The 12,979-nt window shown below is 73.8% G+C and carries 10 protein-coding genes; 3 read left to right on the top strand and 7 right to left on the bottom strand.

Annotated elements, in window-relative coordinates:
• Positions 1-17: 17 nt before the first annotated feature.
• The 5 genes from ACODT5_RS33240 to hutU form a co-directional block, all read right to left on the bottom strand.
• The gene (locus ACODT5_RS33240; protein WP_422522806.1) at positions 18-713 is read right to left on the bottom strand and encodes an LPXTG cell wall anchor domain-containing protein; all 696 of its coding nucleotides are present in this window, start codon (positions 711-713) and stop codon (positions 18-20) included.
• A 232-nt stretch (positions 714-945) separates the two neighbouring features.
• Entirely contained in the window at positions 946-2,124 is a 1,179-nt protein-coding gene (gene hutI, locus ACODT5_RS33245; protein WP_422522807.1) for an imidazolonepropionase, read from the bottom strand.
• A 243-nt stretch (positions 2,125-2,367) separates the two neighbouring features.
• Complete coding sequence (locus ACODT5_RS33250; RefSeq protein ID WP_422522808.1) at positions 2,368-3,723, bottom strand: formimidoylglutamate deiminase; 1,356 nt, start codon at positions 3,721-3,723, stop codon at positions 2,368-2,370.
• Positions 3,714-4,904, bottom strand: a complete 1,191-nt coding sequence (locus ACODT5_RS33255; RefSeq protein WP_422525116.1) for an allantoate amidohydrolase — start codon at positions 4,902-4,904, stop codon at positions 3,714-3,716. Before ACODT5_RS33255 ends, ACODT5_RS33250 begins: the two co-directional genes overlap by 10 nt.
• Before the next feature lie 23 nt (positions 4,905-4,927).
• Entirely contained in the window at positions 4,928-6,592 is a 1,665-nt protein-coding gene (gene hutU / locus ACODT5_RS33260; RefSeq protein WP_422522809.1) for a urocanate hydratase, read from the bottom strand.
• A 104-nt stretch (positions 6,593-6,696) separates the two neighbouring features.
• On the opposite strand from hutU, the gene ACODT5_RS33265 reads away from it, so the two are divergent.
• Positions 6,697-8,049 (top strand): type III PLP-dependent enzyme domain-containing protein, encoded by a 1,353-nt coding sequence (locus tag ACODT5_RS33265; RefSeq protein ID WP_422522810.1) that lies wholly within the window; start codon positions 6,697-6,699, stop codon positions 8,047-8,049.
• 634 nt (positions 8,050-8,683) lie between these two features.
• On the opposite strand, the gene ACODT5_RS33270 is transcribed toward ACODT5_RS33265, so the two are convergent.
• The gene (locus ACODT5_RS33270; protein ID WP_422522811.1) at positions 8,684-9,280 is read right to left on the bottom strand and encodes a TetR/AcrR family transcriptional regulator; all 597 of its coding nucleotides are present in this window, start codon (positions 9,278-9,280) and stop codon (positions 8,684-8,686) included.
• Positions 9,281-9,386: 106 nt separating this feature from the next.
• Between ACODT5_RS33270 and ACODT5_RS33275 the strand changes: the two genes are divergently transcribed.
• Positions 9,387-10,556 carry an FAD-dependent oxidoreductase gene (locus ACODT5_RS33275; RefSeq protein WP_422522812.1) on the top strand — a complete coding sequence of 390 codons (1,170 nt, stop codon included), beginning with the start codon at positions 9,387-9,389 and terminating at the stop codon, positions 10,554-10,556.
• Between the two features lie 38 nt (positions 10,557-10,594).
• On the opposite strand, the gene ACODT5_RS33280 is transcribed toward ACODT5_RS33275, so the two are convergent.
• On the bottom strand, positions 10,595-11,437 hold the full coding sequence (locus ACODT5_RS33280; protein WP_422522813.1) for a MurR/RpiR family transcriptional regulator: 843 nt from the start codon (positions 11,435-11,437) through the stop codon (positions 10,595-10,597).
• Positions 11,438-11,714: 277 nt separating this feature from the next.
• Here ACODT5_RS33280 and ACODT5_RS33285 point away from each other — a divergent pair, with 277 nt between their 5' ends.
• The gene (locus tag ACODT5_RS33285; protein ID WP_422522814.1) at positions 11,715-12,977 is read left to right on the top strand and encodes an MFS transporter; all 1,263 of its coding nucleotides are present in this window, start codon (positions 11,715-11,717) and stop codon (positions 12,975-12,977) included.
• The last annotated feature ends 2 nt before the right edge of the window (positions 12,978-12,979 follow it).

Here is a 12,979-nt window from a genome sequence, read left to right on the forward strand (position 1 = left end):
GACCGGGTGCGCTCCGTTCAGGACCGGGCCCGCTGGCCGCGCCGGGTCAGCCAGAGCACGCCGGCGGCGCCGGAGAGGATCACGGTGGCGCCGAGGGTTCCGAGGGCGATGGCGGAGTCCTCGGGGCCGGTCTGCGGGAGGCTGCCCCCGGTGGAGCCGGTCGAGCCGGTGGATCCGGTCGATCCGGTGGCACTGCCGCCGCCGGGGGCCGTCACGTCGAGTTCGAGCGACGGCCCCGGGCTGTTGCCCGGGGTGCAGGTGGTGGTCGTACCCATCGCCTTGATCGTGAGGACACCCGCGGTGAAGGTGACCTTGCCGGACTTCTTGGGCGTGTAGGTGCCCGAGAGGTCACTGATCTTGATGGGCGTATTGGCCGGGACCGCCTCGGGGTTGGGCGGACCGGAGACCGGTACCGACACCTTCTCCGCGCCACCGACCATGATCACGGCGCTGGGCGTCATCGCGCCCTTGCCGAGCTCGATGGGGCTGGAGGAGACGCCCTTCTGGAAGGACATCGTCAGCTTGTAGCCGCTGCCCTCCTTGACTCCTTTGATCTCGATCGGCGAGACCGCCGTTTTGTCCCCGATGGGGGTCTTGCAGTCGTACTGGACGTCGACAACGGCCGCATGGGCTGCGGGGGCGGCCAGCAGTACCGCCGCCCCCGCCAGCGCGGAGGCCAGCGCGAGCGCGGTGGAGCGTTTCCGGTCGGACACCTTCGTCTTCCCCTCGAACCTTGGGCCACAAGTTACTGACGGCACATCAGATTGGTGGCTCAAGGTAGCCCCGGGGCCCTACGGAGGGAAGACAAAGGACAGCGCCGTATCAACAGCCCGTCCATAGGCCGTCCATAGGCCGTCCTTACGCCGTCCGCGGGCCGTCCACGGGCGGTCCGGACGCCGCGATCCGCACCCGGGGGCGGTCTGCGGCGTCCGGATTCCGGCTGTTTCAGGCCGTCTTGCGGCCCTTCTGCCAGACGGCCGAGACCAGCGGAACGCCCGGCCGGTAGGCGAGGTGGACGTGGCTGGGGGCGTCGAGCAGCGCCAGGTCCGCGCGCGCGCCGGGGGTGACGGTGCCGATGTCGGTGCGGCGCAGGGCGCGGGCACCGCCGGCGGTGGCGGACCACAGGGCCTCGTCCGGGGTCATCCCCATGTCGCGGACGGCGAGGGCGATGCAGAACGGCATCGAACTCGTGTAGGAGGAGCCCGGGTTGCAGTCGGTCGACAGGGCCACGGTGACCCCCGCGTCGAGGAGCCGGCGGGCATCGGGCCACTGCGCGCGGGTGGAGAACTCGGCGCCGGGCAGCAGGGTGGCGACGGTCGTCCCGGCCGCCTGGGCGAGGGCGTCCACATCGGCGTCGGTGAGGTGGGTGCAGTGGTCGGCGGAGGCTGCCTCCAGCTCGACCGCGAGCTGCACGCCGGGGCCGTAGGAGAGCTGGTTGGCGTGGACGCGCGGGATCAGCCCGGCTGCGGCGCCTGCGGTGAGGATCGCACGGGCCTGGTCGCCGTCGAAGGCGCCCTTCTCGCAGAACACGTCCACCCAGCGGGCGTACGGGGCACAGGCGGCCAGCATCTCGCCGGTGACGAGGTCCACGTAGGCGGCCGGGTCCTCGGCGTAGTCCGGGGAGACGATGTGCGCGCCGAGGTAGGTGACCTCCTCGGTGTGCGCGGAGGCGATGCGGAGGGCTCGTGCCTCGTCCTGGACCGTGAGGCCGTAGCCCGACTTGGTCTCGAAGGTGGTGGTGCCCTGGCGGCGGGCCTCGTGGAGGTGGCGCAGCAGGTTCGCTTCGAGCTCGGCGTCGGAGGCGGCGCGGGTGGCGGCGACGGTGGTGCGGATGCCTCCGGCGGAGTAGCTGAGGCCGGACATGCGGGCGTTGAACTCCGCGGTGCGGTCGCCCGCGAAGACCAGGTGGGAGTGGGAGTCGACGAAGCCGGGGATGACCGCCCGGCCCTGCGCGTCGAACGCCTCGTCGGCGGGCGGGGCCTTGTCGGCGGGGCCGACCCAGGCGATGCGGTCGCCGTCGATGACCACGGCCGCGTTCTGGATCAGGCCGAGGGGGGTGCCGTCGCCCAGGGCGGGGTCGTTGGTGACGAGGCTGCCGATGTTGGTGATGGCTGTGGTGGTCATGATCCCTCGGGGTCGTCGAGTGGTGTGTTCCCCCACCCCGCCCCTTCCCGAAACCGGGGGCGCCGCCCCCGGACCCCCGCGCCTCAAACGCCGGCGGGGCTGGATTTGCCCCCGGCGGGGGCAAATCCAGCCCGCGCGGCGTGTGAGCGCACCGGGCGCGCAGCGCCCGGAACGGGGTCCGGGGCAGAGCCCCGGTTTCGGGAAGGGGCGGGGTGGGGGGAAGGCCCGCCGCAGGCGGGGGCGTCAGCCGCGGAGGGCGGCGATGGTGGTGGCCAGGACGGACGGGACGTCTTCGACGAGGGTGTGCGATCCGTCGCGGACGATGTGGCGGCCGCCCACCACCGTGTGGCGGACGTCCGCCGCGGAGGCGGCGAAGACGGCCGTCTCCGCGCCGAGGCGGGGCAGGGCTCCGGCCGTGCGGACGGAGTCCAGGGTGATGGTGGTGAAGTCCGCGAGGGCGCCCGCCTCCAGGCGGCCCGCCCCCGACCAGCCGAGGGCGGCGTGGCCATCCTCGGTGGCGGCCGTCAGCAGGGCGTTCGCCGTCCAGTGGCCCCGGGTCCGGCTGCTCAGGCGCTCGTTGAGCTCCATCGCCCGCGCCTCTTCGAGCAGGTCGATCACCGCATGGCTGTCGCTGCCCAGCGAGAGCGGGCTGCCCTCGCGCTGGAGGCGTACGGCCGGGCCGATGCCGTCGGCGAGGTCGCGTTCGGTGGTGGGGCACATGCAGGTGCCGGTGCCGGTGGAGCCCAGGAGGGCGATGTCCCCGTCGGTGAGGTGCGTGTTGTGCACCCCGGTGGTGCGCGGGCCGAGCACGCCGTGGTCGGCGAGCAGCCGGGTCGGGGTGCGGCCGTGGGCCGCGAGGCAGGCCTCGTTCTCGGCGGTCTGCTCCGAGAGGTGGACGTGGAGCGGGGCCCGGTGCTCCTCGGCCCAGCCCGCGACCGTGGCCAGCTGTCCCGCCGGTACCGCGCGGACCGAGTGGATCGCTGCGCCGATCAGCGCGTGTTCGCGGGGCTTGAGGGCCGAGACCCGCTCCGCCCAGGCGTCCGCGGTGGAGTCGGAGAAGCGCAGCTGGTGGGGCTCGGGGGCCTTCCCGAAGCCCGCCGACAGGTACGCCGTGTCGAGGAGCGTGATGCGGATGCCGGCCTCGGCGGCGGCCGCGATCAGGGCCTCGCCCATGGCGTTGGGATCGGCGTACGGGGCTCCGCCCGGGGCGTGGTGGACGTAGTGGAACTCGCCCACCGCGGTGATGCCGGCCAGCGCCATCTCGGCGTAGACGGCCCGCGCGAGCGCGAAGTAGCTGTCGGGGGTGAGGTTCTGGGCGACCTTGTACATGAAGTCGCGCCAGGTCCAGAAGGTGCCGCTGCCGACCTGCACGGTGGAGCGCAGGGCCCGGTGGAAGGCGTGGCTGTGCGCGTTGGCCAGGCCCGGGAGGGTCAGGCCGCGCAGTACCTCCGCCCCCGGGGGCGGGATCTCGACCCCGGTCCGCAGGGCGGAGATCCGCCCGTCCGTTCCTACGTCCAGGGCGACGCCCGGCTCGACATGGGTGCCGAGCCAGGCGTGCTCCAGCCAGTACGTCTTCAGCACGTGCCCCTTCACCTGCATGCGAGGCCTTCCAGTACGTCGGCGAGGGCGAGGACGCCTGCCACGCAGTCGTCCTCGGCGGCGAACTCCCGGGGTGAGTGGGAGACCCCGGTGGGGTTGCGTACGAACAGCATGGCGGTCGGGACGGCCGCCGAGAGGATTCCGGCGTCGTGTCCCGCGCCCGTGCCGAGCACGGGGACGGACCCGCCGAGGATCCGGTTCATCTCCTCGCGCAGGGCGTGCTCGAACTCGACGACCGGGGTGAAGGACTCCCGGACCACGTCCAGGTCGATGCCCTCCGCGTCCGCGCGCTCGCGGGCGGCCTTCTCGATCGCGGTCACGACCGTGTCGAGGGTGGCCTGGTCGGCGGCGCGCGAGTCGAGCCAGCCGCGCACGAGGGACGGGATGGCGTTGACCCCGTTGGGCTCGACGGAGATCTTCCCGAAGGTGGCCACGGCCCCGGCGAGGGCCGCCTCGGCGCGGGCCGCGAGCACGGTCTGCGCGTACGTGAGCATCGGGTCGCGGCGGTCGGCCAGCCGGGTGGTGCCCGCGTGGTTGGCCTCGCCCCGGAAGTCGAAGCGCCAGCGGCCGTGCGGCCAGATCGCGGAGGCGATGCCGACCCGGTCCCCGGACAGGTCCAGGGCCCGGCCCTGCTCCACGTGCAGTTCGACGAAGGCGCCGATGCGGGCGAGGCGTTCGGGGTCGGCGCCGATGGCGGCCGGGTCGTACCCGGCCGCCTCCATGGCCTGCGGGAGGCTGACGCCGTCCGCGTCGCGGAGCTCGTACGCCTTCTCCTTGGTCAGCTGTCCGGCGGCGAGCCGGGAGCCGACGCAGGCCAGCCCGAAGCGGGCCCCTTCCTCGTCGCCGAAGTTGGTGATGGCCAGCGGCCTGGAGAACTCCGCTCCCCTCCTGCGGAGTTCGTCCAGGGCCGCGAAGGAGGACACCACCCCGAGGGGGCCGTCGAAGGCCCCGCCGTCGGGGACGGAGTCCAGGTGGGAACCGGTGACGACGGCGTCCCCGGCCAGGGGGTCGCCGAGCCAGGCCCACTGGTTGCCGTTGCGGTCGGTCTCGTACGCGAGCCCGCGCGCCTCGGCCTGCGCCTGGAACCAGGTCCGGCAGTCGGCGTCCGCGCCGGTCCAGGCGTGGCGGCGGTACCCGCCGGAGTCCGCGTGCCGGCCGATGGGCGCGAGCTCGGCCCACATGCTCTGGAACGATGCGGCCTCGCTCACGCGTCGTCGCCCTCGCGCATCGGGATGCGGACACCGCGCTCGTCGGCGACCGTCTCGGCGATGTCGTAGCCGGCGTCGACGTGGCGGATGACGCCCATGCCGGGGTCGTTGGTCAGGACGCGGCGGATCTTCTCCCCCGCGAGCTTGGTGCCGTCGGCGACCGTGACCTGGCCCGCGTGGATGGAGCGGCCCATGCCCACGCCGCCGCCGTGGTGGATGGAGACCCAGGAGGCGCCGGAGGCCACGTTGACCATGGCGTTGAGCAGCGGCCAGTCGGCGATCGCGTCGGAGCCGTCGAGCATGGCCTCGGTCTCGCGGTAGGGGGAGGCCACCGAGCCGCAGTCGAGGTGGTCGCGGCCGATGACCAGCGGTGCGGCGAGCGTCCCGTCGGCGACCATCTCGTTGAAGCGCTCGCCGGCCTTGTCGCGCTCGCCGTAGCCGAGCCAGCAGATGCGGGCGGGCAGTCCCTGGAAGTGGACGCGCTCGCCGGCCATCTTGATCCAGCGGTGCAGGGACTCGTTCTCGGGGAAGAGCTCCAGCATCGCCTTGTCGGTCTTGTGGATGTCCGAGGCCTCGCCGGACAGCGCCGCCCAGCGGAAGGGGCCCTTGCCCTCGCAGAACAGCGGCCGGATGTAGGCGGGGACGAAGCCGGGGAAGGCGAAGGCGCGCTCGTAGCCGGCCAGCTGGGCCTCGCCGCGGATGGAGTTGCCGTAGTCGAAGACCTCGGCGCCCGCGTCCATGAAGCCGACCATGGCCTCGACGTGCGTGGCCATGGACTCGCGGGCGCGGGTGGTGAAGCCCGCCGGGTCCTTGGCCGCGTAGTCGGCCATGTCGTCGAAGTCGACGCCGACGGGCAGGTAGGCGAGCGGGTCGTGCGCCGAGGTCTGGTCGGTCACGATGTCGATCGGCGCGCCCTCGGCGAGCATCTGCGGGAGCAGGTCGGCGGCGTTGCCGAGCAGGCCGATGGAGAGCGGCTTGCGGGCGTCGCGCGCCTCGACGGCGAGCTGCAGCGCGTGCCGCAGGTCGTTCGCCTTGACGTCGAGGTAGCGGTGCTCGATGCGGCGGTCGATGGCGCGCGGGTCCACGTCGATGCAGATGGCGACGCCGTCGTTCATCGTCACGGCCAGCGGCTGGGCGCCGCCCATGCCGCCGAGACCGGCGGTCAGGGTGATGGTGCCGGCCAGCGTCCCGTTGAACTTCTTTGCGGCGACGGCGGCGAAGGTCTCGTAGGTCCCCTGCAGGATGCCCTGGGTGCCGATGTAGATCCACGAACCGGCCGTCATCTGGCCGTACATGGTCAGGCCCAGGTTCTCCAGGCGGCGGAACTCCTCCCAGTTGGCCCAGTCGCCGACCAGGTTGGAGTTCGCGAGCAGCACGCGCGGCGCCCACTCGTGGGTCTGCATGACGCCGACCGGGCGGCCGGACTGGACGAGCATCGTCTCGTCCTGCTTGAGCGTCTGGAGGGTGCGGACCATCGCGTCGTACGAGCGCCAGTCGCGGGCGGCCTTGCCGGTGCCGCCGTAGACGACGAGCTTGTCGGGGTGCTCGGCGACCTCGGGGTCGAGGTTGTTCTGGAGCATCCGCAGCGCGGCCTCCTGCTGCCATCCCAGGGTGCTCAGCTCGGTACCTCGCGCGGCACGTACGGGGCGGGGTCCTGACATGGCGGTGCCTCCTCCGGTGTTGGTCAATCTATTCACATCTTCACTCTCTGAATAGATTCAGTCAACAGCTGCGGGCCGACGCGCCGGATGATGGGATGACGAACATGGCATCCGACGCAGACGCGCACGCCGCCACGGACTCCGCCGGGCGACGGGACCTGGCCGTACGGGCCGCCGTGGAGCAGGGCCTGATCGACGAGGACGCCCCCCTCCTCTGCCTGCTCGACACGGCGGGCATCCGCGCCTCCGCCGCCGCCCTGACCAGCGCCTTCGCCCGGGCCCTCGCCCCCGGCACCCCCGTCCTGCACGCCTTCGCCGTCAAGGCCGCCCCGCTCGTCCCGGTCCTGCGGCTGCTCGCCGACGCCGGCCTCGGCTGCGAGGTGGCCAGCCCCGGCGAGCTGGCCCTGGCCCGCGCGGCCGGGGTCGCGCCGGAGCGCATCGTCCTCGACTCCCCCGCGAAGACGGCCGCCGAACTGCGGGAGGCCCTGGCCCTGGGCGTCGCGGTCAACGCCGACAACCGCCAGGAACTGGAACGCCTCGACGCGCTCCTCACGACAACGCCCACCACCTCCCCGATCGGCGTACGGATCAACCCCCAGACCGGAGCGGGCAGCATCGACGCCCTCTCCACCGCCACCGCCACCTCGAAGTTCGGCATCGCACTGCGTGATCCGGGCGCGCGCGCATGGCTCGTACGGGCCTACCTGGACCGGCCGTGGCTCACCCGGCTGCACACCCACTCGGGCTCCCAGGGGGTGCCGCTTCCACTCATCGCCGAAGGAGTACGGGAGCTGTACACCCTGGCCGAGGAGATCAACGGGGCGGCCGGGCGGCGGCAGATCGACACCCTGGACATCGGCGGCGGCCTGCCGGTGAACTTCACCTCGGACGCGGCCACCCCCACCTACGCGCAGTACGTGAGCACCCTGCGCTCGGCCGTCCCCGGGCTCTTCTCGGGGGCGTACGGGCTGGTCACGGAGTTCGGCCGGTCCCTCACGGCGAAGCACGGGCTGGTGCTGACCCGCGTCGAGTACACGAAGACCACCGGCGGCCGGGCGATCGCGCTCACGCACGCGGGGGTCCAGCTGGCCACCCGCACGGTGTACGCCCCGGCGGCCTGGCCGCTGCGCATCCTCCCCTACTCCGCGAAGGGGGCTCCGCTGACGGGGCCCGTCGTCGCCCAGGACATCGCCGGGCCCGCCTGCTTCGCGGGGGACCTGCTGGCGGCCGCGCGGGAGCTGCCGCTGCTGGCTCCCGGGGACCTGGTCTGCGTGCCCGACACCGGGGCGTACGCCTTCACCGCGCACTACGGCTACAACAGCCTGCCCCGCCCACCGGTACACGGCTTCACCGTGACCCCCTCGGGCGAGGTCCGCTTCGCCCTGGCCCGCGCGGCCCAGCCCCCGTCCACCATCCCCGCGGAAGCGGGCGCGAACACCCCCGACGCCCTCCTCTGACCCCGCCGGGCACTGCGCCCCCACCCGCCGCACGAAGCCGCCCCACCCACAGCCCCGGCTGCGGGCGCCCCGCTGCGCCCGTTGCCGCTGCGCGGGGCAGAGTCCCCTACCCGCCCTTCCACCGTTCCCAGGGCCGGCCCTGCCCCGGTCCTCAAACGCCGGACGGGCTGAAAGCAGGGGCCCCGGGCTGCGCCCGGACCCCTGGGGCTCCGCCCCAGACCCCGGTCCTCAAACGCCGGACGGCTGAAAAGACAAACCCCGGCCGGGAGGAACGCTCGGACCCCAGGCGGGAGGCAACGCTCGGCCCCCCGGGCGGCACTGGATGTCCCCCCGGTCCGGGTCGGACGTCCCCCGGTCCGGGTCGGACGTCCCCCCGGTCGGGGTCGGAGGCTCGGCGGGCCGGGGACGGGGGCGGGGTGGGGTGTCGGACTGGACGTAAAGCGTGATTTGTGGCGCGGGAACAGGCCGCGCCCTGTCGGAGTAGAGCAGAGGGCGCCTAAATCATGCAGTCCAGGCCGACACCCCACCCCGCCCCCGGCACCGACCCCCACCCGCAGCCACCGAGCCCCAGCAACCCCCCAGCCCCGCCGGCGTTTGAGGCGAACCCCCGGCCCCGCCGAGGGGGCCGGGGGCGTCAGGGGGTGGACCGGAGGGTCGCCTCCAGGGCCGGGGTCAGGCCCGCGATGACCGCCTCCGGCGACAGCGCCGCCACCCCGGGCAGCCGCAGCAAGTAGCGGGTCAGGGCCAGGCCCAGCAGGTGGGTGGAGACCAGCCCCGCCACCCGCAGCCCCCGCTCGGCCCCGAGCGCCGCCACCAGCGCCGGCGCGACCTGGGTCGCGAAAACCTCCCGCATCCGCCCCGCCGCCGCCTCATTGGTCACCGCGGAGCGCAACAGCACGAGCAGCGCATCATCCGCCGGATCCCCTTCCCACCGCTCCACGAAGTGCCGCACGAGCACCCCCGCCAGCTCCCCCACCGCAACCCCCGTCAGGTCCGGAAGCCGCAGGTCAACGGCCAGGGCCGCCTCGAACAGCCGCTCCTTGCTGCCGAAGTACCGCATCACCATCGACGGGTCGATCCCCGCGTCCGCCGCGACGCCGCGGATCGTCGTCCGCTCGTACCCCTGCGCGGCGAACCGCTCCCGCGCCGCCCGCAGGATCGCCGCCTTGGTCTGCCCACCCCGGGTCTCCCCACTCACTCCCGGCACTCCCGCCACCCCGTCTCGCGTCATGCCAACAACCGTAGGCCAACACCCGTTGACAGACCACCCCAGCCGCCGCATCCTGAAGTCAACAGCCGTTGGCCAACAACCGTTGGCATCCAGGAGGAGACCAAAGATGTCGCTCCCCGCCACCACCCGCGTAGCCATCGTCGGCGCCGGCCCCACCGGCCTCACCCTCGCCCTGACCCTCGCCGAGGCCGGCATCGACTTCGTGCTCCTGGACCGGCAGGCGGAGGGCGCCAACACCTCCCGCGCCGCCGTGGTCCACGCCCGCACCCTGGAGGTCCTCGACGAGCTCGACCCGGCCGCCTCCGCCGAGCTGGTCCGGCGCGGCACGGCCGTCACCCGGTTCCGGGTCCGCGACGGCGCCCGCCCGCTCGCCACCATCAGCTTCGAGGGCCTGCCCACGGCCCACTCGTACGCCCTGATGGTTCCCCAGGACCAGACCGAGGCGGTGCTCCTGGACCGGCTGCGCGCCCTCGGCGGCGACGTCCACCGCCCGTACGAGGTCACCGCCGTCACCCAGGACGCCACCGGGGTCACCCTCACCACCGCCACCGGCGAGACCCTGCGGGCCGCCTACGCCGTCGGCGCCGACGGGATGCACAGCACGGTCCGCGAGGCCGCCGGGATCGGTTTCACCGGCAGCGCCTACGAGGAGTCCTTCGTCCTCGCCGACGTGGCGATGGACTGGACCCCGGGCCCCCGGGAGGTCTCCCTCACCTTCGGCCCGACCGGCCCCACCGTGGTCGCCCCGCTCCCCGGCGGCCGCTACCGCGTGGTCTCCACCGTCGACGAGGCCCCCGCCGAGCCGGACCTGCCCTTCGTCCAGGCCCTGCTGGACGCCCGCGCCCCCGGCCAGGCCACCGTCACCGACGTCGTCTGGTCCTCCCGGTTCCGGGTCCACCACCGCGTCGCGGACCGCTACCGCGCCGGCCGCCTGCTGCTCGCGGGCGACGCCGCGCACGTGCACAGCCCGGCCGGCGGCCAGGGCATGAACACCGGCATCCAGGACGGCCACGCCCTCGGCCGCGCCCTCACCTCGGCCCTCTCCTCCACCACCACCACCAGCACCAGCACCAGCGAGGCCCTGGACGCCTACGGAGCCACCCGCCGCCCCGTCGCCCTGCGCGTGATCGCACTGACCGACCGCATGACCCGGATCGCCGCCACCCGAAACCCCGCCGTACGCGCCGTACGCAACATCCTGCTCCCGCTGCTCGCCCGGGTCCCGGCGCTGAACCGCCGCCTGGCCACCGAGCTGGCGGAACTGAACTACCGCTAGACCGTCCGGGCCGGGCCGGGCCAGCCCGGGCCGCAGGCCTACTCCACGAACAGCCCGCGCGCCGCAGCCCGCGCGTCGAAGGCCTCCAGCCTCGCCTGGGCATCCGGCAGCGCATCCGCCATCGACTCCAGCAGCACCCGCCCCAGCAGCATCGGCGCGCACGCCGTGTCGAAGGCCAGGCCGGTGCCGACGGGCGCCGGGATCAGCAGGTCGGAGTTGCGGGCCACCGGCGCGAACGCCGAGTCGGCGACCGTCACCACGGTCAGCCCGGCCGCCCGCGCGTGCTCCAGGGCCTCCGAGACCTCCTTCGGGTGGCGGGGCAGCGCGAAGCACAGCAGGGCCGAGGCCCCCGCGCCCGCCGCCGCGTCGATCCGGTCGGCGAGCATCGAGCCGCCCTCGTCGAGCAGCCGCACGTCGGGGTGGACCTTCGCCGCGAAGTACGCGAACCCGCGCGCCTGCGAGGAGGCCGCGCGCAGCCCCAGTACGGGCAGCGGGCTCGACCCGGCCAGCAGCCGCCCGGCCTCCCGTACCGGCGCCGGGTCGGCGAGCATCGCGGAGAGCTGCCGCAGGTTCTCGATCTCGCCCTGCACGGCCTGCTGGTACTCGTTGTACGCGTCCTCGTCCCCGCCCCCGGCCCGCTCGGCGGGGGCCACCTCCCGCAGGTGGCGGCGCAGCGCGGGATAGCCGTCGAAGCCCAGCGCCACCGCGAACCGGGTCACCGACGGCTGGCTCACCCCGGCCAGCTCGGCGAGCTCCACGCTCGACAGGAACGGCACCTCCGCCGCCCCGCGCACCATGCAGTGCGCGATGCGCCGCTGCGTCGGTGTCAGCCGGTGCCCCTCGAACAGCTTCTGCAGCCGGGCCGCAGGGCTCTCGCTCATCCCGTTCCCCTCCGTCCCGTCCCCGGGCGGCCGCACGGCCACCGACGGGATATTCAGTCTTCGAGCACTCTGCATGCGGTTATGCAGGACGGCAACCCGCGCCCGCGATCCGAGACCCTCCCGGAGCCGCCGGGGAGCCTCGGCGGAGCCCCCGCGGAGAGCCGCCGCGGACCCTGGTCAATTCGCTTGACCGGCCGCCGGCCGGCACTTGATCCTCAAGGGCCGGCCGCCGCGTTCCACCGGTCAACCCCCGCCCAATTCAAGTGAATTGACCCCCATGATGTCTTCGTCCACATCCGCCCCACCCCTGCCCGAGGCCCGCCTGTGGACCAGGAACTTCGGCCTGTTCTTCACCGCCCGCATCGTGTCGATGCTGGGCGACACGATGATGCCGGTCGCCCTGGCCGTCGCCATGATCTCCCTCGGCTACGGGGTGAGCGGCATCGGGTACGCGCTGGGCGCCTGGATGGGGTCCTTCGCCCTCTTCATCGTCTTCGGCGGGGTGATCGCGGACCGCTTCCACGCCCTGCCGCAGATGATCGGCGCCGACGCGGTCCGCTGCGTGGCGCAGGGCTCCCTCGCCGTCTACCTCTGGCTCGGCCACCCCACCCTGTGGTTCGTCGTCGGCGGATCGGTCCTCGGCGGCATCGCGACCGCGATGTTCCAGCCGGGCACCTCCAGCCTGGTCCCCCAGGTGTCCACCGACCCCACCCAGGCCAACGGGGTGCTGCGGGTGAGCCAGGGGATGGCCACGATGGCCGGGCCGGCGCTCGCCGGCGTCCTCGTCGCCGCCACCTCCACCGCCTGGGTGTTCGTGATCGACGCCGCCACCTTCGCCGTCAGCGGCGTCTGCCTGCTCCTGCTGCGCCTCCCCCGCTTCGACGCCGACCGCTCCCGGTCCATGCTCACGAACCTCCGGGAGGGCTGGGACGAGTTCCGCTCCAGGTCCTGGCTGTGGGCGGTGATCCTGATCTGGTGGGTCCTCGGGGTCTTCGTCTGGGGCCCGCTCACCCCGCTCGGCGCGGCCTCGATCATCGCCGAGCACGGCAAGGCCGCCTTCGGGTACGCGGAGGGCGCCTTCGGGGCCGGCTGCGTGCTCGGCGGCCTCGTCGCGCTCCGGATCCGCCCGGCCCGCCCGCTGCTCGGCGGCGGCGTCGCGATGTTCCTGTTCCCGATGATGCCGCTGGCCGCGGCCCTGGTCCCGGCCCTGCCGCTGCTCATGCTCGGCTACGCGATCAGCGGCGTGGGCTGGGCGTTCTGGGGCGTCCAGTGGTCCACCACGATGCAGACCCAGATCCCCGAGGACCGGCTCAACCGCGTGAGCGCGTACGAGGTGGGCGGTTCGATCCTCGCCATCCCCCTGGGCCAGGTCCTGGCGGGCCCGGCGAGCGGCCTCTTCGGCGTCCGCCCGCTCCTGCTGGTCGGCGCCGCGACCAGCCTCGGCTGCGCCCTCGCCCTGCTCCTCGTCCGCCCCGTCCGCACGCTCGCGCGGCGCGATACGGGGGCTAGCCCCAGTGCCGGCAAGGACGCCGGCTCCTAGGG

Origin of the sequence: Streptomyces tatrensis, from assembly GCF_049310065.1 — a bacterium.
Taxonomy (GTDB): domain Bacteria; phylum Actinomycetota; class Actinomycetes; order Streptomycetales; family Streptomycetaceae; genus Streptomyces.